The 22655-nt window shown below is 42.3% G+C and carries 17 protein-coding genes; 9 read left to right on the top strand and 8 right to left on the bottom strand.

The window, feature by feature from the left end; genetic code table 11:
* Positions 1–577 precede the first annotated feature (577 nt).
* Positions 578–1303: an oligogalacturonate-specific porin KdgM family protein gene (locus AB4513_RS11915; RefSeq protein ID WP_017082728.1), complete on the top strand. Its 726-nt coding sequence runs from the start codon at positions 578–580 to the stop codon at positions 1301–1303.
* Positions 1304–1436: 133 nt separating this feature from the next.
* Here the strand turns inward: AB4513_RS11915 and AB4513_RS11910 are convergent, their stop codons facing one another.
* The 3 genes from AB4513_RS11910 to AB4513_RS11900 form a co-directional block, all read right to left on the bottom strand.
* Complete coding sequence (locus AB4513_RS11910) at positions 1437–2153, bottom strand: 3'-5' exonuclease (protein ID WP_004733533.1); 717 nt, start codon at positions 2151–2153, stop codon at positions 1437–1439.
* Positions 2153–4015, bottom strand: a complete 1863-nt coding sequence (locus AB4513_RS11905) for a DUF294 nucleotidyltransferase-like domain-containing protein (RefSeq protein WP_004733532.1) — start codon at positions 4013–4015, stop codon at positions 2153–2155. Before AB4513_RS11905 ends, AB4513_RS11910 begins: the two co-directional genes overlap by 1 nt.
* A gap of 227 nt (positions 4016–4242) precedes the next feature.
* Complete coding sequence (locus tag AB4513_RS11900) at positions 4243–4962, bottom strand: FadR/GntR family transcriptional regulator (protein WP_004733531.1); 720 nt, start codon at positions 4960–4962, stop codon at positions 4243–4245.
* Positions 4963–5304: 342 nt separating this feature from the next.
* On the opposite strand from AB4513_RS11900, the gene AB4513_RS11895 reads away from it, so the two are divergent.
* From AB4513_RS11895 to AB4513_RS11885, 3 genes are all read left to right on the top strand, one after another.
* Positions 5305–6081 (top strand): SDR family NAD(P)-dependent oxidoreductase, encoded by a 777-nt coding sequence (locus AB4513_RS11895; protein WP_004733530.1) that lies wholly within the window; start codon positions 5305–5307, stop codon positions 6079–6081.
* Positions 6082–6264: 183 nt separating this feature from the next.
* Positions 6265–6987, top strand: coding sequence for a FadR/GntR family transcriptional regulator (locus tag AB4513_RS11890; protein ID WP_004733529.1), 723 nt, complete (start codon positions 6265–6267; stop codon positions 6985–6987).
* 147 nt (positions 6988–7134) lie between these two features.
* A complete protein-coding gene (locus AB4513_RS11885) occupies positions 7135–8502 on the top strand; it encodes an MATE family efflux transporter (RefSeq protein ID WP_102257325.1) in 1368 nt (455 codons plus the stop codon).
* Between the two features lie 257 nt (positions 8503–8759).
* Here the strand turns inward: AB4513_RS11885 and AB4513_RS11880 are convergent, their stop codons facing one another.
* Positions 8760–9797, bottom strand: a complete 1038-nt coding sequence (locus AB4513_RS11880; RefSeq protein WP_004733527.1) for a polysaccharide lyase family 7 protein — start codon at positions 9795–9797, stop codon at positions 8760–8762.
* Positions 9798–10316: 519 nt separating this feature from the next.
* Here AB4513_RS11880 and AB4513_RS11875 point away from each other — a divergent pair.
* A complete protein-coding gene (locus AB4513_RS11875; RefSeq protein WP_102257326.1) occupies positions 10317–11075 on the top strand; it encodes an oligogalacturonate-specific porin KdgM family protein in 759 nt (252 codons plus the stop codon).
* A gap of 220 nt (positions 11076–11295) precedes the next feature.
* On the opposite strand, the gene AB4513_RS11870 is transcribed toward AB4513_RS11875, so the two are convergent.
* The 3 genes from AB4513_RS11870 to AB4513_RS11860 all read right to left on the bottom strand — a co-directional run bounded on the left by AB4513_RS11870 (position 11296) and on the right by AB4513_RS11860 (position 16987).
* A complete protein-coding gene (locus AB4513_RS11870) occupies positions 11296–12828 on the bottom strand; it encodes a polysaccharide lyase family 7 protein (protein WP_102257327.1) in 1533 nt (510 codons plus the stop codon).
* A 948-nt stretch (positions 12829–13776) separates the two neighbouring features.
* Positions 13777–14658 carry an NAD(P)-dependent oxidoreductase gene (locus AB4513_RS11865; protein ID WP_102257328.1) on the bottom strand — a complete coding sequence of 294 codons (882 nt, stop codon included), beginning with the start codon at positions 14656–14658 and terminating at the stop codon, positions 13777–13779.
* A gap of 550 nt (positions 14659–15208) precedes the next feature.
* Positions 15209–16987 carry a sodium:solute symporter family transporter gene (locus tag AB4513_RS11860; protein ID WP_102257329.1) on the bottom strand — a complete coding sequence of 593 codons (1779 nt, stop codon included), beginning with the start codon at positions 16985–16987 and terminating at the stop codon, positions 15209–15211.
* Positions 16988–18047: 1060 nt separating this feature from the next.
* Here AB4513_RS11860 and AB4513_RS11855 point away from each other — a divergent pair.
* From AB4513_RS11855 to AB4513_RS11840, 4 genes are all read left to right on the top strand, one after another.
* On the top strand, positions 18048–18518 hold the full coding sequence (locus tag AB4513_RS11855) for a hypothetical protein (protein WP_017080997.1): 471 nt from the start codon (positions 18048–18050) through the stop codon (positions 18516–18518).
* A 25-nt stretch (positions 18519–18543) separates the two neighbouring features.
* On the top strand, positions 18544–19470 hold the full coding sequence (locus AB4513_RS11850; RefSeq protein ID WP_102257330.1) for a tripartite tricarboxylate transporter substrate binding protein: 927 nt from the start codon (positions 18544–18546) through the stop codon (positions 19468–19470).
* An 85-nt stretch (positions 19471–19555) separates the two neighbouring features.
* Positions 19556–20011, top strand: a complete 456-nt coding sequence (locus AB4513_RS11845; RefSeq protein ID WP_029222392.1) for a tripartite tricarboxylate transporter TctB family protein — start codon at positions 19556–19558, stop codon at positions 20009–20011.
* A 9-nt stretch (positions 20012–20020) separates the two neighbouring features.
* The gene (locus tag AB4513_RS11840; protein ID WP_102257331.1) at positions 20021–21523 is read left to right on the top strand and encodes a tripartite tricarboxylate transporter permease; all 1503 of its coding nucleotides are present in this window, start codon (positions 20021–20023) and stop codon (positions 21521–21523) included.
* 205 nt (positions 21524–21728) lie between these two features.
* Here AB4513_RS11840 and AB4513_RS11835 read toward each other — a convergent pair whose 3' ends face one another.
* Entirely contained in the window at positions 21729–22445 is a 717-nt protein-coding gene (locus AB4513_RS11835; RefSeq protein ID WP_102257332.1) for a FadR/GntR family transcriptional regulator, read from the bottom strand.
* Positions 22446–22655 lie beyond the last annotated feature (210 nt).

The raw sequence follows: 22655 nt of genomic DNA, 5'->3' as shown, positions 1-22655 counted from the left end.
ATCTATATAGCAGGCTATGTCACTGCCTTGCCTACTACATTTCAAACCTTCTCTGATTGAGCTTTAAATCACCTCAAGTAAATGCCTCATGTTCTTAAAGCGGTGGATTTAATCCATTTAGCTTCAAGACCGTTCTTACTTATTCGGCTTCACACTGTCAGTGCATGTAATCAACACAGCAAAGTTATGTGTTGCTACAGAAAGTTAGTAAATAATAATGTATTACAAATAAAAATGATATCTAAAGGTTCAATTTTTTGCTGTAGCGCACATTTATTGACGAACAAAACTCTTCAAAATCATCATCAACAGCCAAATAAACCACTAATAATCATCAACTTACCAGAGTAACTCAACTTTGTAACCCTTTGTAAATAGTGGTTTTGTCCCAACAACACGATCAAATTCACAGATTATACGCCTTCAAATCGTTAGCATATTTGTATTATTTAAATGCAAAACAAATTTGAAATAACCAAGAAATAATTTCAATAACAAAATGCATTGAAGACAAGAACTACTCTATTTGGCTTGTAATTATGGCCAATACTCAACCTATAAATATGGAATTAATACCATGAATAAAACTAAAATCGTGATTGCTGTGGCATCTGTACTCGCTGCTGGCTCTGTATCTGCGGCGTCTTTCGATATGAGACACGAATACAAGAGTCATACAGATCAACACGCTACTCGTGTAAAACTGGGCGATAGCATTGGCAACTTCCTTGTAGATATCGAAGCGAAATTCAAGGGAGAAGACGGTAAATTCATGGAAGATTTGAAGAATAACGGTTGGGAGCTTGGTCTAAATTACCGTCATGTACTAAACGATAACTGGACAATGACTTACGGTATGCCAATTGAAGGTCGCGAATCTGGTGTTACGTACAAACCTCAAGTTCGTGCAACATACAAAGTGGATAGCGTTGATGGCCTAAGCCTAAGTGCTCGTTACCGTTACGATATGAGACAAAATACTAGCACGACTGAGTACGAGCTCGACGGTAATGGTGACATTGTCGGTGTTGAGAAAAACATTGAAAACCAACGCCGCCACCGTCTAACGGCAAACGTTAACTACTCAATGGAAAACTGGCGCTTTGGTTTAGAGGGTAACTACTACAAAGCGGATGGATATGACATCTACGACAACGACGATACCAACTACGAGTTGAACGCAAGTATTCGCCACATGATGGGTCAATGGGCACCATATGTAGAGTTTGGTGATGTGAGTACTTCATCGACTAAAGCGACTCGTGAGCTACGTAGCCGTGTTGGTCTAACTTACAGCTTCTAATCGATAGCTATATAAATAATCTAAGATAATTACTGTCCTAATTTTCTAAGACCTAAAAAAAAGCCAGCTTAATCGCTGGCTTTTCTTCTTTCAAATCATTCAAATAAGAGCCGAGTACTTAACGCCCCTCACCCTAGTGACTGATCCGATAGAGAAATGCAACGGTCACTTCATCGTTAGGCACAACTCGCTTCTGCTGAGCTAAAAACAATTCCGCAGTTGATACTGCATCAGCAAGCGCATTATGATTGTTGTATTCAGGAAGCCCGTACCTTTCACGAGTGCCAGCTAGAGTCAAATCCACTTCTTCATGATTGCTGATCGCTTTCTCCATACTCTTTTCAATACACAATGTGTCTAGCCAAAGCAGAGGAATCGCTCGTAAACCGTAACAGCGAAGAAGATATTGGCTAATGAACCTCTCTTCTACCATGCAAGCGTGCGCGACAATAATCTTGCCTTTCGCTGCTTCGAAGAACGTCAGCATCGCATCATGAATAGAAGCGCCCTCTTCTAACATTTGCGGCGTAATATGGTTAATCACGGCGGTTTCAGCGTTGATCTGCGAATCGTTATCCAGATAAATATGCTTTGCGGACGCTAAGTCTATTCGCCCCTTGACCACATCGACCCAACCCATGGACAAAATCAGATCTTGTTCGCTGTCTAGACCCGTGGTCTCAAGATCCAACACGATATAGTCACTGTCTTTGGCCAAGTCCGTCATTTCAGGGCAAGGCTGATCTACGAGATCATGTAACGCTTCTGGCAACTTAACCGTTCCCAGATATTGCTTACGTTTACGTTTAATTCGCTCAAGCGGATGAAAGTAATTTAAAAACGATTTCATTAGCGTGCTCCGAAACGAATTTTCGCCGCTTCTTGAAGGTCAGCAATGATCCTAAAGGCATCTTTCAAGTGTTTACGTTCAAAGCTACCAAAGCTATCTGGATTGATATTGTTGTCGGGCACATCTCCGTTCTTCAACGCTTCAAGTTGATGACCGAATCGGAAAGAGAGAATGAACTGGTAAGCACCTAGAATGTTTTTGAATGCGTCGTCGCTCAGCATGCCTTTTTCATTGGCTGCCGCAAAGCGTTCATCAGTGGCCGACAAGTCACACTCCACTGCAAGACCATAAATACGTGCTAAATCAATAATCAAGTTGATGGCGTATTTCTTCACGTTCAAGGTTTTCTTGTTCTCACCCGATTTTTCTAACACCAAGCTGTTGAAGATACCCAAAGGTGGATTGGTATTGACCGCATCTTTCACGAGCGTACTTAGGAACTCACGGTTGCCGCGAATATTAGTATGCAGCTCATCACGAAGAATGCCTTCGAACTCACTGTTGCCATAAATAGTACGGATCTCTAGGAACACACTGATGTTGAGTAGGCGTTCATACTCAGGGTTGGCAACCCACTTTTTATAGTAGTGCTTCCAAACATTGAGAGGCTGACACCATTTTGGCGTCGCTGCCATGAATTTACCTGGGCATAACGGGTAATCGCAGCTTGCCAACCCGTTGGTCACCATCATCGCTAAGTGTTTGAAGTAAATACGGTCACTGTCTGTCGCATCATCAGCCAGTACAATCGCGCTGTCTTGATCCGACAACATGTGCACTTCATTACGCGCGTGCGATCCGGCTACGATCCAAGAGAAATCACACGGTGGTGGGCCTAATTTATCAATCGCTATTTGAATCAATCGGCGGGTGTAGGCATCCATGATCATGGTCATTACCTTACCGACGGTTTCCGGTGCAACCTTGCCTTCCACCAGCGCTTCAAAAATAGCTTGTCGCTCAGGGGTGAACGAAGACATGGTTTTCACACTGCCCGCGTATTTGATTTTCTCGATTAAGAAGATCGCTTGGACACGGTGGTTTTGAACTAAGTGAGACGTGGTGAGAAGACCAACGACCTTATTCTCTTTCACAACGGGCAAGTTACGGATATTGAATTGCATCATGATAGATGCAGCATGCAGCACTAAATCATCGGGTTTCACTGTGAGTGGAGAGTGTGTCATTACCTCTGAGATCAGGCTATCAGTGCTGACACCGTGAGCGATTACTCGCTTAGTCATGTCACGGTCGGTAATCAAACCAACAATGGTTTCACCCTCATAGATCACCGCACATGGCGAGCGTTGATGAAGCATTTCCACCGCTACCGATTGGATGGTTTGCTCAGACTTAACAATGGCGACCTGCCCGCTTGCCACTTCTTCAACCTTACGAATGAACAAGCCTTTCTCTTTATTTGACCACACAACATCCAATGCCGACTTCAAACGAACCTGAGCCTGTGAAGCAAAATGTTCTGCGCAACTTGGAAAAGCTTTGAAAAGCGTTTGAAGTGCCGAGTGTGGAATCACATAAAGTAAGGTGTTCTCAATTGCGATGGCTCTATAGCCTTTCTCATCGTTAACTTCAGAATCTAAGAATGTAAAACCGAACAAGTCTTCGCTACCTAAACGTGCGCGAAGCACACCGTCCGATTTTCGTTGCTCCATAGAGCCAGTTCGAATGATATAGAGCGACTTTTCCTTGCCCGATTCACAAAGATCAACCACATCACCTTTGCCGAGGTAAGTGATCTGAACATTAGAGGCAAGTTCACGCAGCGCTTCTTTAGGGATCTTATCGAATGGGTCTATCTGACCGATAAACTGAAGAATATTTGGTAATAAAGACTGAGGCATAATCACACTCGCAATAATTTGATTAGTATTATTATATAACTAACAAGGCTGGTTGCTAGTGGTTTTAACAAAACAGCAAAGAATAGGTCAAATATTGGACATCAGTCAGGTTTCCATCAAATTTAGATACAAAAAAAGCACGTATTAAACGTGCTTTCCTGGTGTACCTTTTAGTTCCAATGAACCAGTTCCAACAAAGATTCAAAGTAAAAATCTTTTTAAAACAATTAACTAGCGATTGGTAACCTGTGGTTCGTTTCTAGCAAGTGACTCGCTGACGCTTGACGCGCTTTATCACTGTTCCCCGCCATGATTGCTTCATAAATTTGGCGGTGTTCTTCAATGCAGGTACTTCCCTCTTCAGAAGAGTGAGAAATAAAGTTAACAAACATCGTCGTTAAGATATTGCCGAATGGTAGGTAAAAGTCGTTCCCTGTTGCGTTGAAGATTAGGCTATGGAACTTCATATCAATATCTAGCCAACGCTCTTTATCAAGAATCTCTTCGCTAGATATCTCCACCATTTTTTGGAAAATTTCTGATAATTCAATTCGTTGATCTGCAGTCGCAAATTTAGCGGCCAACGCACAAGCTTCAGGTTCGATGGCACGGCGCAAGCCTAAAAACTGATGGCAGAATTGGTCGGTGTCAGCTAAACCGTCCATCCATTCGATCAATTGTGGATCTAAGAAGTTCCAGAACGCGCGGTCAACAACACGAGTACCAATCTTAGGGCGAGATTCTAATAGACCTTTTGAAGTAAGAAGCTTAACCGCTTCTCTTAATGCTGTTCTACTGATACCAAATTGCTCACACAGAGCCATTTCACCAGGGATAATAGAACCTTGAGGCAAATTGCCCGACAAAATACCACGAGCGATTTCACGTGCAACTTGCACATGAAGGCTTCGCTTAGAGCCTGAAATAGAATTGAAATGACCAGCCATGTGTCTACTTACTTATTAGATATGTATTATTTAATTCGTACTATAACACTGATTTATATCTCTACCAACTCAGTATCAGAATAACGTGAGGTCACTACCAGTATAGGCTAGAGCATTTTTTTGACAATCTTGTAAGTATTAAGCCCATCAAACCAAACATACCTATTTATTCATACAAATAGTTCTTATTTACACATTTTTTGTATGCGTGAACTCACAAAACCACTCTTACTCTCACTATTTATGTCGGTAATGATCAGTTTTTAGATGAACACTCTTGAATATAGCAAGTGTTATTGTATGATTTATTAACGCAAATAATCTACAATATAGGCGACTCTGATGTTTAACGATTTAAAAGGCAAACGCATTTTAATTACTGGCTCTACTGCTGGTATGGGCTTAGCTACTGCACGCATTTTTGCAAAGTACGGCGCAAAGATTGGCATCAATAGTCGTGCTTTCAGCCCAAAAGTCGATGACGTTCTCACCGAACTCACCGCATTGGGTGGCGATGTTGCGTTTTTTCCTGCAAACCTAATGGACACATTAGAGTGCGAAAGGTTAGTCAAAGAGTTCACCGACCATTTTGGCGGCATGGATGTGTTGATTAACAACGCTGGTGGCCTTGGTGGGCGTGCAAGTCTAGAAAATATCGATGACGAGTTTTATGAGCGTGTGATGAACCTAAATGTTCGATCCGCGCTGATGACAACTAAGTTCTCTATCCCACACTTGCGTGCATCTGCTGCTTTGTCGGGGCAAACATCGTGTGTGATTAGCACGGGCTCTATTGCCGCTCGCGAAGGCGGTGGTGTGGGTGCTGGCGTCTATGCCGCATCTAAAGCTTGGTTGCACGACATTCACCGCAATTGGGTGAAAGAGTTCGCGCAAGACAATATCCGTTTCAACATTGTTTCACCGGGCACTATCGACACCGCATTTCACGATGGCAAAAGCGACGATCTGAAAGCGACCATTGCTAACAACATTCCAATGGGACGCTTTGGCAATATTGATGAAGTTGCCCCTTCATTTGCTTTCTTTGCATCGCACGCTTGTAGCGGGTACATCACAGGACAAATCCTAGATGTTAACGGCGGACAAATAACGCCCTAGCTAGCTGACTGATATAAGCTCACTAAGTTATATAAAGTCGTTAAGATCGTCACACTAAATAAGGTCATCAGACCCAAATAGATGAGGGAAAACCTCACACTAAATTCGACGTATACACTGACTCTAAGCGCCAGATTCGTCTGGCTTTTTTTGTTTTCAAAGTTTCAATTTCAGGTGGTTTAAATGTCAATATTTACATTGGTGGAAGATTCAAGCCGCCGAATTCATGTTCAAGTCGCGAGACAAATTGCTCGCAAAATCTTGTCTGGCGAGTTGAAAGAAAATCAGAAGTTACCTAGCGAAATGGAGTTGTGCGAGATCTTTGGAGTCAGCAGAACTGCCCTTCGAGAATCCACTAAGCTGCTTTCAGCAAAAGGGTTGATTGAATCCAAGCCTAAAGTGGGCACTCGTATCAAACCAAGAACGCAATGGCATTTTTTAGATCCTCAATTACTGTATTGGATCCAAGATTTAGAAGACACCAAACCCTTTTTATCTCAATTCTTGGGCTTAAGAAAAGCGATTGACCCAGAAGCGTGTGCGCTTGCAGCATCCAACGCTACGGTAGAGCAACGCAAAGAGCTTTCGATCCTTTTCCAAAAGATGACCATTGCCGCAAACGGCTTTGATTACCAAGAGTGGACAACCAACGATCATCTGTTTCACCAAACGATTTTCTTATCGACGGGTAACCAGTTTTACATTCCGTTCGCGAACATTCTGTCGACGATTTTCAAACAGTTTATCGACCACTCTGCCGAAGGCGGTCGCTTCTGTTTAGAAGAGCACAAAGCGATATACGATGCGATTATGTCAGGCAATGCGAATCAGGCTCGAATAGCCTCTCAAGCTTTACTTGATGATGAAAACCAAAAGCTGTCTAGGGTTGAATTAGCAATCGCATAACCAAGATTGACCAGACTGACTCGTGTATCCCAATACACGAGTCAGTAAGTTTTAGCGCCCATTTTTAACCATCCATTACCGTAGTGTTTCATCTTTAAATGTTGAACTCGGGTCCTCTCAGAGAAAACTTACGGTTACACACATAAGGTGTTGTTTGTGTCTACACAATCGTATGTAAGGAAAAATTTCTCTCTCGCCTGGCCCCTAGCCCTAAACGGTATATTGATGCAGTCGATGTTGATGATCGATACGCTGCTGGTTTCTCCTCTTGGTGAAATACCTTTGGCTGCCATGGGAATTGCGACCACTATGGTTGCCTTTGTACTCGGTATTCAAATGGCGCTGGCAAACGGCACTCAGCTAGTATTGAGTCGCGCCGTGGGTTCTGGCATTACCGCTTCATTATCCAAAGCGTTTTGGGCAGGTCTGTTCATCAACTTAGGTATCGCGACAATATTTTGGTTTCTGCTCACCTTTTTAGAACAGCCTTTAATTCAAGCTTTAACCGACGATAAAGCCCTTTACTTAGAAATCAGCCACTACCTTGATATCTCAAAGTATCTCGTCATTTTCACAGCATTAACGCAAGTAATTATCGCCCTATTTAATGCATTAGGAAGAACCAAAATACCGTTTAAAGGGTATTTGATTGAATTGCCGATCAACGCTGTACTTTCTTATGGACTCATTCACGGCTTTTCAAATTTCGAAGGTATTGGTGTTCAAGGCGCCGCGCTAGGCAGTGTTATTGCTATCACCCTTCGCCTTGTGTATCTGGTTCTTTGCGTGTATTTGAGCTCGGCAATTTCACTCAAATTAGACGCCCTGCGATCTGAGTTCATGACAAACGTTCGTCGTCACTTTATCGAGATATTCCCTGTCGCAGCAAATGTAACCATGCTATTGATTGGCGCAACGATTTATCAGTTACTGTATTCGCAACTTAACATCAACGCGTATGTTGCGATTACTTTGGTGATGCCTTGGATCAGGGCTGTCTCTCAATTTATTACTGCTTGGGCTCACTCTTCCGCAATTACTATCAGCCAAGCGATTGGCTCTAAAAAGATGGATGACCTAGTCAAAAACGTCGATACCAGTATTGATATTGCGGTCGTCATTTCTTTTGTGTGTGCAATCTTGTTCGCAGGATTAAGTCTGGTTATTGGTGACATTTACCCGAACTTGGATGAGTCTACCTATCAAGCATTGGCCGTTATCGCCCCACTCTACATCTTCTTGCCGATTGTCCGTGGCTACAACACGGTTCATGGGAATGTATTAAGAGCACTAGGAAAAACGACCGCAGTCTTCAAAATCAACTTTACTGGTCAATGGGTAATTTCAATTCCATTGTGTGCATTGATCATCTTTGGATTAGACGGTTCTATCTTTTGGGCATTCGCTATCCAACCATTCGAAGAAGTCGTTAAAGCTTTTCCATTCCGTCATTTGGCTCGAAAGTCTCTTAAAGAGTTCGATGCCGACAAAGCCAAAGAGTTGATGTATGACTAAACTCCGTATCGAGTTGCCGTCCTAAAATCTTCCTACGCTTTCTGAATACAACCTTGTCTTTTGACAAGGTTGTATTGTTTTAGCTGTACCTTTCATTGGTAGGCTTCAGCACACCCTCATTGATACCAAGGTCACATTAATACCAAGGTCATCTAAAACTCATATAAAACAAAAAGACCACTCAACATTCGGTTAAGTGGTCTTCGAAAATATTCCTTAAGGACTGCGTCTAGCTAGCCTATTGGTTATGCTATGTGCTATTTACCGTTCAACTTAAGCGCTGAGAAAGTCACACTGTTGTAATCGCCATTCTTTTTATCGACAGCGAAATCGCCAGTACCGCCACAACCAGGCCCCCATACAGGGTGAGAATCGCTCACGCTACATTGGCCGTATGCGCCCGCTTTGTAGTAAAAATCATCTTCAGCATAGCCCGTTGGTGAATCAAGTTCATCGATGCCCTTACTCAGGTCGATTTCATACTTAACGGTATCGTGACGCTCGGTTTCAAACGTTAGGTACATCATGGTGCCTTTCACTTCCACTTTGTAGCTAAACTCTTCACCAAGAGCAATACCCGCTTCACCCGGCTCTGCAGGGTTTTCCCACGTGTTACCCCACACTGGATAAGCGATATCGGCACGGTTAGGATCTTTTTTCTCTAGGTTACGTTCATAGTTCCAGAATACTGAACCCATTTCTTGGTCAGGAAACTTCTTATAGAAGATCTTTAGTGGTTCATTACCATGCCCATAACCGGTTCCAGCTTTGATTAGCTCGTTGTGTTTTTTAGCATGAATTTGACCAACCACAACAGAATGAGCTGGGTATTTTTCTGGGAACTTAGCGTTAACTGAGACGTGATTCACTTTTAATGTCGCTTCTAATGTTCCGCCCACAGCACTGTATTCACTAGCCGCTGGGTGACTCGACAGTGCCCACTGGTTTCCTTTATCAGCCGTATCGATAGAGAAATCTGCGCCTCTTGGCATTTGTCGTAATTCAGAACGCGCATTCTTCGAGTTTTTCGTCGTAATCGCTTGGTTCTGCACTTCAAATACAAGGTTGCCGTCTTTATCAAGATGGAAGAAATCACTATGTGAGTAGCTCATCATAGCGACCCCTTCGATTTCATCAACGCGACCATCTTCATTAATATCTGAAGGTATGGTTATTTTCCAATTATGCATATCGAATTTATCGGCAGGTACTGGGTAAGAAACACCGTTATTTGCGAAAGTAACCATTGGCACAGTCGCTAATAACGCCACTGCTAATATGTTTTTCTTAAACATGACTCATCCTTTATTGTTAACAGATACTGAGTACACTCTCAGCACAGAAACTACTTTTGAACACTAATTCGTCATCACGATTTTCTTTAACTCGAACAAGTCACCTGCAAAACAACATCTCTAAACCAATTTCAAATACCTGCCTCGTATTCACTGGCCTTGCCTTTTGCTACGACTGCTATTTCTAACAGTCGAGACTGTTCCCATCATCATTAGTAAACGTAAAAACAATTAATTTGTCTTATTTTAACTCAATTTAAAAGGCGTATTTTTGAAGCTTAACAATATGAGAACCAAGTCATGATTAACTTGGAAAATAGAGCCACAATTGAGATGTTCATTACATTTAACTATATAAACAAGTCACTATTCGGAACTTTTGATAGTTCTCACAGAAATACCACCCAGGAATAAATACCATATTTGTAATACATTAATTCAATATTATTTAAATGTTGATTTGTGAGCCACGGATATATTGGATGTATCCAAAATAAAAAATAATAGTGAGACAAAGGTATGAACTCTGTTACAAAAATTGCTGCAATTATCGCTACAACTCTTCTTGCAGGCACAGCGACTGGCGCAACTCTTGATTACCGCGCAGAACATAAGCATGAAGACGATAAATACGCGCATCGTATTAAAATTGGTGGAAGCACGAAAATAGCAGATGAGACAAAGCTATATTTTAGCGTTGAACAAAAATTTGCTCCAAATGCAGAAGGCGATATATACAACCAATTGGAGCGCGGAGATTCTGAATTTGATTGGGGGGTTCGTTATGCGTTAGATGACAAATGGTATTTGCAGCCAGGTATGCCTATTACGTTTGGCGATGAAAAAATGACACTTAAACCACAGTTTCGTGTTGGGTATAAAGCCGACTTCGGCCTAACAACGGCTCTTCGTTACCGTCATGAATTCCAAAACTATACAGACAGCTCAAGTAGTTCTCTCACAAAAGTTAACGGCGAAAAAATAGCATTAGCTGGTGAAACGGTTCAACAAGGTAAATTTACATTGACTGGCGCTTATAAGTTCCAAGATGAAGATTTAAAAAACCTTCAATTAAGTTATGAGGCGAACTACGTCAAAAGCTATGAAGATCAAGTCAAAGCGAATGGAAAAGATTGGGAATGGGATTTAGGGGTAAAAATCGGCTATAAATTCGATAATCTAAGACCTTATGTTGAATTTTGGACATCAGATTATGGCTCAGCGGAAGAGAGTGAACGTCAGTTAAAAACACGCGTTGGTGTTACATACTCATTTTAATCGCTCTCATGAACCATATCTAACGTATGCTTTAAATAGGCTTAGAAAATATCTAAGCCTTTTTTATATATAACCCCCCCTCCCACCATGCTTAGTAATTTAATATCAACTAGTTACGTAAGATTATGGGAATAGCGAAATACAATAGAAACTAACCAATAAAAACAACAAAAAATGGCCGCTAGTACTAGCGGCCATTTTTGTATGTGCAGCTGACTCGTTATTCCTGATATTTATCGTGCGACGTCGCTATTTTGTAGAATGTCGCTTGGGCATAGTCCTCAAGCTCACCGTTGATGTTTTGATTGTAAACACCCGCTTTGAAATACATGTAACGCCCACCTTGATCGTAACCACTTTCGCTCATATCAACCATTTGAACAACGTCATCTTTGCCTTCACGCATTAGCGAAACAGTCATCGTGTTACCTTTTACATCAATGCGGTAGCTAAACGTCTCGCCAAGTGCAATACCTTGGTCGCCGATCTCTCCTGTCATGTCTCCGACTAAGTTGAAATAGTTATCTGTGCCTTCGTTGGTATTCTCATGAGCAAAATAAACCGTCCCTGTTTCGTGGTTCGGTAATTTTCGGTAGTAAAGACGAATGGGCTCATCATCTTTATCATGTATCTGACCAATGATGAAACGGCCAACTTCGTGCGCGTCACCGGTTGTCGTTGTATGATCAATCTTAAGCGTTGCTTCTAAAACACCATCAATCGCGCCTGCAGCTTTTAGATCTTCAACCGGAGCCGAACTAAATACCCAGTTGTTCTCATTGACACCTTTAGTGCTAATAGACGTATCACCACGACGTAGCATCTCACGCATCTCTGTACGTGCATATTTAGTATTTTTTGAGGTACGTGTACCTTTTACGTATGTCTTGAAAACCAAACCACCATCGTCTGCTGTATAAAAAATTTCTGGATGCTGATAACCATTCGCTAGGTTCCATTCTGAGACATCGTCTGGCTTGCCATTTTTATCGTGGTCAAAAGGTTGAGACAAATACCATGTCGTTAGATCGAAGTTTTCGCTTGGTGCATTACCCGCAACTGGTGACTTGGGTAGATTAGTCGGTACTGGTAAAGGAATACGAGTGTCGCATTTTACGGTGGTTTCACAAGGATATACCGCGGGTTCCCCAAAGTTACCTTTACGTAAATCTTTACGAGCTTCTTTAAGAGCTTTACTTGCTGCGGCCATTTCAGCGATCACCACTTTCTCAGCTTCAACCACATCATCGGTAATGATATGGCTTACCGGACAAGCATTGATTCCACAGTTAATTGCTGCAAGCTCAGTAACTGAGTTCCAACTGTTTTTGCTGTTACCGTGACCTACATATTTTACATAGCGTGCTTGCACTGGTTGGAACTGAAAACGCTCTAAACCAATCACTCTTCCCGAGCTTAATTGACCTTCTAAAATCGTTGTCCAGTTTTCGCCATCAACACTGACGAGCAGATCGAACTTAGATTGGCGTTGGTTCCCTTTACTAAAGGATGCTTGAATCGCATCGATTTCAATCACCGAACCGTAATCTAGCATTGCCCATTCACCGACACCGTTTGCAGACCAACGAGTCGTGATATCTTGGTCAAAGATCCGATCAGGGCCATTACCATCGTGACTACTAGCCGTAATAGCGGTCGGCGTTAAAATATTTGACTTGGTGTGAGAAGCACAACCAGATATTGCGAGAATGATAGAGACAGCTAAGACGCTTTTTATATTGACCTGTTTCATATGAAATCCATTATTGTATTTAAGGTGCAGCATTAAGAGCTAAAACGAGATCGACAATGATGACACTAAAGCCGTTTATCTAACTTCATCATCTCGATAAGTTCAAATTTTACATATTCTTATAATACAAATATATCGATTAATAAAAGAAATGAGAAGATACGCAACTCCATAGAGGCTTTCTGATTTAAAAGTGTGTTGAGAGGTAAATTATGGTCACTAGCAACAGCTAAGAGCACCTTACCCTCTCGTAAAAGCTAAGAACACCAGAGAGTAGGAAGATTATAAATCTCAAATAGAACTAAGTCATAAACTCGTTCCCTTTTAAAAAACTCGTCGAGTTTCGACATAAAACGAGTGCCAAGTCACATTTTCATCAACTAAGCATTCACTAAAACCATTCAAGCCTTAGAATTATTTGTAATACAATTAACCTTAAGGTATGGTGTGTTTGAATCATAACTTAAGTTCTTTCTGGATACTTTTGTGCAATTCAAAGTGGTAATTGAAGCAACGTGCTTTAAGGTCATTGAACACGTTTAATGTAGAAACTGTCGGGGGATCTCGTTAATCGTTACTTCACTTGTCTTGCTCATTGGTTTGTCCAGACGGCTAGTCCGAATACGCCCACACAGTCACCAGCTGTGTGGGCTTTTTTTTGCTTTTCATTGACGATTGAGGACGTGATTGCTCATCCGCGCGAACGACCACACATCAACGTTACTTTGAAATATATGAGAATGGTGAGTCAGTTTATATCTAACAATGCGCGTCTATAACAAAGAGTTTCGAAGGAAATGAAGTGTTAGCAAGAAGCATTGAAACATTGAAAGGCTGAGCTTAAATGAGACGGGCTTGTAGATAAGACTTTGTGTAGATAAAAAACGAACCTCGCTGAGGTATCGCCGCCTAACAGACAGGCAATACCCTAGCGAGGTCGTACGTCGATTACTTCTCTAGTTTAGCGAAGTAGTCGAAGATTACTGGTACATCGTTGTTACCCATGCCAGCATCAACAGCAGCTTGTAGGCTTGTTGCAGTACCTTGAGCGATTAGAGACTCAGTACCTAGCTCTTCACAAAGTGCAAGGAAGTAACCAAGGTCTTTGTTAGCGTTAGCAACAGAAAAACCTAACTTCTCTTCGCCATCTACAGCGTAGAACTTACAGAATTGCATGAACGGAGAGTTAGATGGACCTGCAGACATGATATCAAACAGTTGTTGCCCATCAACACCAGCGCGTTGAGCAACAGCGAAAGCTTGAGACATAGTCGCAACAGTTGTCATACCCATGAAGTTGTTTACAAGCTTAGTCACGTGACCTGAACCTAGAGCACCTAGGTGGAATACGTTTTCGCCTTGCTCTTCAAGAACAGGTTTAACTTTGTTGAAAGTTTCCATGTCGCCAGCAGCCATGATGTTCAGAAGACCATCTTTAGCGTGTGCAGGTGTACGGCCTAGAGGAGCGTCGATCATGCCTGCGCCTTTCTCAGCAAGAGCTGCGCCGATCTTCTTAGTAGAAGCAGGGATAGAAGTACCGAAGTCTACTAGTACTGCGCCTTCTTTGATGCCCGCTAGAACGCCGTCGTCGCCGTAAACAATTTTTTCAACAACAGCAGAAGTTGTAAGACAAAACTCAACGATGTCACTTGCTGCAGCTAGTTCTTTAGCAGAAGTGAATGCAGTCGCATTGCCGCGATCTGTAACGCGAGCAACGGCTTCAGCGCTTAGATCCATTACGTTTACGTGGTAGCCACGCTTTTGTAGGTTTTCAACCATGTTGCCGCCCATAAGACCTAGGCCAATGAAACCGATTACAGGTTTAGTCATGTTCAAACTCCAAATATAGTATTGTATGATTATATGCCCATTATAATAACTACGTCTTTCTCGTTACGCAATAGTTTTAGGGCATTGATTCGAAGGTTCGATGCAAGTTGTGACGGGGGTTCACTTTAAGAGAGAATACAGCCACGTTTTATATTTCCCCAAACTCTATGATGGGTTAAAAACCGTTCATCGGTAAAATAACAAGCGCTATATGTCATACTATTAACAGTCACAACAGATTCATTACGCAGTTACGTTTAAATTAATTTTGCTTGGGTGGAAAAGTCTTGCTCTTGCCGCCTATGCCCTGCTTCATAAGCAAAAGCTTAGATAAAGGCTCAAGGCTTAGCTGATAATTTCCTACAATGTGGCTGGCCAACTAAGCTGCTCATCCCATCTAGAATATTTTTCTACTCTCTATCGCGGCATAGATTACTTTCTCACTTGAAAGCTAATGTCATGAGCATTTGCTGATAAAGATTAAAATCTGTAAAACAAAAATGCGACGCCCTTTCGAGTCGTCGCATTCTATCTAAGTTTTCGCTATGTATTAGCTTTCAATTACAACTTTAGCTTGCTTGCCGCCGTCATCGACCGCTTTCACAAGTAGAATACCGACACCACCCACTATCACACCACATAGGATGAAGACTAAACGCCCCCACATTGGGTTAGTCAGAAGAGCCATCAGCATGATACCAACACCCGCTACCGCAATCAGTTTACCAAGCATTTGACGTTGTTTGTTATCCAACACTTTTTGCTCTGCCGATTCAGCGACTAATGGTGTTTCTAAGTTGCCAAAGAACTTATCAACATCCGCTTGACGTTCTTTTGATAGAGGCTTGTAAAACATTGTAGATAGTACGAAGAAGCCACCGGTTAGCGTGATGTGAGCAATGAGACCAATCGCAACTTTAACATCAGACCATTCACGTCCTGTTAGAGTATCAAGACCAAACACCGCTGCTACCATCTCTGCGTCGATAACAAAACCAACCACATAAGATACGATACCACCAACAACTAGCGTACCCCAACCAGCCCAATCCGGAGTCTTCTTAATAAAGAAACCAAGGAATGCAGGAATAGTCATAGGGAAACCGATTAACGCACCTACGTACATCATCGTATCAAACAGGCTCAAACCTTTAAGCGAGTTGATGAACTGTGCGATAAGGATAATAGCGAAACCAAATACCGCTGAAGTAATTTTAGATACGGTTACTAGCTCTTTCTCTGATGCTTGACCTTTACGAACGATTGTTTCGTAGAAGTTCTTAACAAAAATACCTGAGTTACGGTTTAGACCTGAGTCCATTGAAGACATTGTCGCTGCAAACATCGCGGCAACTAGAAGACCAACCATACCTGCTGGCATGTACTCTTGTACGAAGTATAGGTAAGCAAAGTCACCCGCTTTTTTACCTGCATTCGGGTAAGCCGCTGATAAATCAACACCTTGGCCTGCAATGAACCAAGAAGGCATGAACCAAATAAACACACCACACAACATCAACACACAAGCAAGCAATGCAGCTTTCTTAGCATTCTTTGAATCTTTTGCTGCTAGGTAACGGTATGAGTTAAGCATGTTGTTCGTGATTGAGAACTGCTTAACGAAGATGAAGAATGCCCAAATCGTAAAGATGCTTAGGTAGTTGATGTTGTTGCCCCAAAGGAACGAACCACCATCTTGTACTGGGAAGTTGTTAACAATCTCACCAACACCGCCACCTTGAACAACCGCTACAACCGCACAAGTTACCGTTACCGCCATGATGATAACCATCTGCATGAAGTCAGATGCGATTACCGCCCATGAACCACCTGTTACCGACATTGCCAATACCACTAGGCCAGTCACCCAGATAGTCATGTTCATGTCGAAACCGAAGATACCCGAAGCGATGATTGCCAATGCGTTTAACCACACACCCGCAGATACCACTGAGTTCGGCATTGAAGACCAAGTGAATACTTGTTCGTTGGTCGCACCAAAACGCATACGAATCGCTTCGATTACCGTAACAACGCGAAGTTGACGGAATTTCGGCGCGAAGTACGCGTAGTTCATGAAGTAACCAAATGCGTTGGCTACGAAGATGACCGCTACAGCAAAACCATCGTTATACGCTTTACCTGCCGCACCGGTGAATGTCCATGCACTAAACTGAGTCATAAAAGCGGTTGCACCAACCATCCACCACAACATGTTACCGCCCCCGCGGAAGTAGTCACTAGTCGTACTTGTAAATGTTCTAAACATCCAACCTATCGCGATCAAGAATAGGAAATAAATGCCGACAATAATCGTGTTGAGTTCCATCGTGTATCCTTTGTCCGTTGTAATTTGTTACACGGACTATAGGTAAACAGTGAAATCATTTGTAGTACAATACTCCAAATAAGTGACCGCGATCTATATATCTGTAAAATCATTCATCATACAAGTGATCGCTATCAAATATACATCCCTCTAGATACCTTGCATATCACCTATAACCAGGGTGATTGAGAGCTTAAGTTGCGGAAATAGGCCCCAATTATTACTTCTCTTATTATAATAATTGGGCGGAATTGGATACTTAGCAGACCGCGACTTATATTGTAAATAATGATAAAGAGGTACGCTTCACATTGGTAATAAACCAATCAAATGGCAACTTGATTACCTAATGAAAAACCGATATTGATCTATATAGGATACGTAGTTCCACCTATTAAATTTAGTTGGTTAACAAGTAACGGAACGACAAACATGCGTATACGATGACTTTGCAACTGAATAACAAACTCAACGTTAAGCCCTACCTTACCTTTGTAAATCAATCTTCCTCAAAAACTTAATACTCATTAAAATTCAACACCTTAAATTAAATTAATTAATAAAAATGGCACTTAGTAGAATTGATGTAAGAAAAATCCAATCATGAAAACCGACAAGTTCACTTAATTTTACTACTATCGACTTTAAGAATCCGTCACGAAAACAAACGCATATTGTCACGTAAAATGTCAAAGACCCGACTCTAAAATTTTAAAGCATAAATTATCTAAGGTGTTCATATCTATCCGATAATTTAATCCAATATCCGATTGCTACGCTCAACTTTCCACGGCAAATTAGTTCACACAGTCACGCCAATAAGCACTGACATTCACATTCTGATAATCAGCCGCAATCGAACTGAAACGACACCTATTCATATCACGCCTAAAAAAGACCAACATCACACTAATTTCTTAACATCATGGTTAAAACAAGACTGAAGTCTATTTAGGAGACTTCTACTTGTGATCGAAAGCGACTTCCAGAGCTTCATCAATTGAAGAAAAATTGTCATACAATATTCTATATTAAACATTCAAACATAAGGACATGTGGCATGCGCTCAATGAAAGATATCACTCAAGATGCTATCGATATCGTTAAACCCTCTATCGACAAGCTGTTTGAAAGAACCAATAGAAAAGAACTGCATATTGTCGTTATGAATCCACACCTCAAGCCATGGGAAGCCTCTTTCGAAGACGCCATTCTTTATGAAGAGTCTTTGGGAACCCCTGATAACTGGACTATCAAGTTTGATCACCTTGCTCGTAAGAAAGCTCAGCAAGCATGGCGAGAATCGACAAGCAATCTAACACTTCATTCTCAACACCCATCTTCATTACGTGACGAAGACTTACTGTTTTATGGTTCGTTTGTTTACGGAAACGTGGTTGTTGCCTGCAGTGGCGTACAACAATGGTATGACATGCTGATCAGTGGCTGGATAGCGGTAGCTATTGAACAGCTAGCAATGCACGAATACCAAACAGAAAAAGCAGAAAACCCTACAAAAACATATCGCTAATAATTAGAAACAGAAGGAACTTACTATGAGTAAATTATTGAAATCCATCATGCTGGCAGCTGGCATACTTGTTTCTGCAACGTCGATTGCAGCAGACTACCCGAGCAAAAACATTCGCTTAGTTGTCCCATTTGGCGCGGGCGGCGGTACAGATGCCGTTGGCCGTACCCTTGCAAATAGTGCGAAAGACATTTTAGGACAAAACATTTCAATCATGAACCGTACGGGTGGTGCGGGTGCCGTAGGTATGAGCTTTGGTGCTCAGCAGCGCGCTGATGGTTACACGTTGACAGTAGTCACTCGTGAAATCGCTTCGCTCCCTCAAATGGGTTTGATGCGCCATACCGCAGACGATTTTAGACTCATTCGCTTAGTAAACCTCGACCCAGCGGTCGTATTAGTTGCAGCCGATAGCCCATACAACACCATTAATGATCTGATTAAAGAAGCCAAAGAAAAACCTGGTAGCGTGAAATTTGCTTCAACCGCTGCGCCAAACTTCTACTTAATGTCTCTTGAAAAAGACCAAGATATTAAACTCAACGCTATCCCTTATAACGGTGCATCTGAAGCGATTCCTGCAGTACTGGGCCACCACACAGACGTAACCATGGTGACACCGGGTGAAGCTATCGCTCAACTTCGTTCAGGCCAACTAAAAGCATTAGGTGTCATGTCTGAAGAACGTATTCAGTACATTCCCGATGTTCCTACTTTGAAAGAGCAAGGTATTGATGTAGTAACAGGAACATGGCGTGGTATCGGCGCTCCAAAAGATACGCCGGATGCAGTCATCGAGAAACTAGGTGCGGTATTTGATGAAGCAATGGCAAGTGAAGAGTTCAAGTCTTTCATGGCAAAAGGCGCAATGACTATCCACAACCTTGACGATAAAGCCTTCACTACGTTCGTTTCCGAAGATACAAAATCGCTTACTGAACTAATTCAATAACATTCATCCAGAGGCACAACGATCAGTTGTGCCTTTTTTATCGGTATGTACCTTTCCCTTGCTTTACTTTTTAGGGGTAAATTCTATGTCTAACGCCAACTTAAATCGGAATGTCGTTTTCCCTTCCATAATCATCATACTAAGCGCAATAGCACTCGCGTTGATTACTCAGTTTGATCGTCCGATGTATCAAGATGCAAGTGTTGATGCAAAATTCTTCCCGATGATGATTGTGATTGCTCAAATTGCTATCTGTATTGTTCTCATCGTTCAGCACAAACTCAAAGGTGTTCCAGAACAACAAGAAGCGATGATAAGCAAGATGTCGATCTTCGGCGTGGCCTTTCTTATTGGATACGCATTACTCATCAGTGTGGTTGGCTACCTTTACGCGAGTTTGATTGCCTTTATGTTCTACCTCGTTTACTTCAAAGTTAAGAAGCCAATCTACTACGTTGTCGCCGTTGTCTTTGTGTTTGCGGTTTACTATTTGTTTGGCGAGGTGTTCTACATCGCGCTTCCTGAAGCAACCTGGTCATAGGAGGTCATAATGTTTGAATATCTAATCGATGGTCTCGCAACCGCTGTGAGTTTTGCAGTGCTACCTGTCCTTGTTTTTGGTGTACTGGGCGGCGTAATTTTAGGCGCACTACCCGGTCTAACGGCGACGATGGGCGTTGCGATTCTCCTTCCGTTTACCTTTGGCATGGAACCGACGTCAGCCCTCGTGATGTTAATTGGTGTATACATTGGTGGCATTTACGGTGGTTCTATTGCCGCAATACTACTTAAAACACCAGGGACACCAGCGTCTGCAGCAAGTGTACTCGACGGCCACACCATGGCTGTGAGAGGACAAGCAGCAAGAGCATTAAGTATTTCGGCTGTTGCTTCATTCATTGGCGGGTTACTCAGTACTATCGTCCTTATTGCCATTGCGCCTAAATTAGCGACCTTTGCACTTCGTTTTAATGCTCCAGAGTACTTCGCACTTGCTCTGTTTGGTTTAACTATCATTGCGAGCGTTTCTTCGAACAACATCTTTAAAGGGCTACTTGCGGGTACGATTGGACTACTGGTTTCTACCGTTGGGCTCGACCCAATCAGCAGTGTGCCAAGGTTTACTTTTGACATCATGGATCTCTACAGCGGAATCAATGTCATCCCTGTTTTGATTGGTTTGTTCGCTCTATCTGAAGCATTAAACCAGCTAGAGAAACTGTTCTCTGAAAAGAAAGTCGTCGCGCCGAAGTTTGACCACAAATTATTGAGCAAAGGCGACCTTAAAGAAATGCTACCAACCGCAATAAAAAGTGGTTTGATGGGAACAACCATCGGTTCTGTACCGGGTGCTGGTGCTGATATTTCGGCATTCGTTTGTTACAACGAAGCAAAACGTTCATCGAAAAATCCCGAAGAGTTTGGTAGAGGATCAGTACGAGGTCTAGCAGCAGCCGAATCTGGAAACAACGGTGTAACGGGTGGTTCGTTAGTTCCATTGTTAACACTTGGCGTTCCGGGGGATGCTGTGGCAGCGGTTCTTTTAGGCGCACTCATTGTTCAAGGTTTAACACCGGGGCCTCTGCTGTTTGCCCAAAACCCCGAAGTGGTTTATGGCGTATTCAGCTCGATGTTGGTTGCTAACCTTGTGATGCTAGTGATTGGTTTACTGGGTATTCGTTTCTTCTGCCGTATCATTGAAGTACCGAAGATCATCATGATTCCAATCATTGTCTTCCTTTCAATTGTCGGCGCTTACGCAATTAACAACTCGATGTTTGATGTGGGTATTGCAATCGGTTTCGGTCTACTTGGCTTTATCTTAACTAAACTGGATATTCCGTCTTCACCAATTCTGCTTGCGATCATCTTAGGGCCAATGGCAGAAACAAACCTTAGGAAATCACTGCTGATGTACGATGGCAGTTGGTCTTTCCTTTATGAGCGCCCTATTGCTCTCGCGTTCATCGTGTTAGCTGTATTCTCGGTTTATTCAACGTTAAAAATGAAGAAAAAGCAGAAACAAAAGCAAACTTACGAACATCATGATTAGCCGCTTGTTTAAGCTATAATATTCAAAGAACTCAAAGCCAGAGACAACAGTCTCTGGCTTTTTTCATACATGAAAGCAGCCAATTTTCGTAAACGGTAGACAACAAAAAAGTATGCACTTGGCATACCCTTTTAAGTCGTTTATCTGAGCGTAATGCTGTTCATCTCTATATGAAGTGACTCATCTACGCTCTAGATTATTTCTATTACGCCGTCGCCAAACGGTGGTTGGCATCCTGCAAGTGTGCCGCAGAAACAACTCGTGCCTTATCACTATCACCAGCCATGATTGCTTCATAGATTCTGCGGTGTTCATTGATACATGTGCTGCCCTCTTCAGAAGAGTGCACGATGAAGTTAACGAACATGGTCGTCAGAATATTGCCGAATGGCAGGTAGAAATCGTTACCTGTCGCATTAAAGATCAAGCTATGGAACCGAGTATCAATGTCTGTCCAACGCTCTTGGTCAAACACTTCAGCTTCATCCACTTCGACCATCTTTTGGAAGATCTCTGAAAGCTCGATACGTTGCTCAGCGGTCGCAAATTTTGCCGCCAGTGCACACGCTTCAGGTTCAATCGCACGGCGAAGACCTAAGAACTGTGAACAGAATTGGTCTACGTCGGTTAGGCCGTCCATCCATTCAATCAGTTGAGGATCAAGGAAGTTCCAGTATGCGCGATCCACTACACGAGTACCGATTTTCGGGCGGGATTCTAACAGACCTTTAGAGGTCAATAGTTTAACTGCTTCACGAAGTGCCGTTCGGCTGATACCAAACTGTTCACACAACGCCATTTCACCAGGAATAATAGAACCTTGTGGCAGTTCGCCAGACAAGATTCCACGAGCGATTTCACGCGCTACTTGCACGTGCAGGCTGCGCTTCGAGCCCGAAATTGAATTAAAAGTGGTAACCATAAGTTCACTTATTTTATATGTTATGTTTATGTATTATTTAAGGACCACTATAACAGTATTTCAACCTACAGCCAATTGAGTAAAATCCAAACGAATCACAACCTGCAAATTTTTATAATCAGAGATTTAAAAAACATCCTGTGAGAAACGTTATCTTAAATCACTCATAAATCCGTACTCAAAACTAACCCTCTCTGTATCGGTATGAAA

The sequence above is a fragment of the Vibrio sp. 10N.222.54.E6 genome (assembly GCF_041473955.1).
Classification (GTDB): Bacteria; Pseudomonadota; Gammaproteobacteria; order Enterobacterales; family Vibrionaceae; genus Vibrio; species Vibrio tasmaniensis_A.
This window is presented reverse-complemented; position numbering and strand designations above follow the sequence as displayed.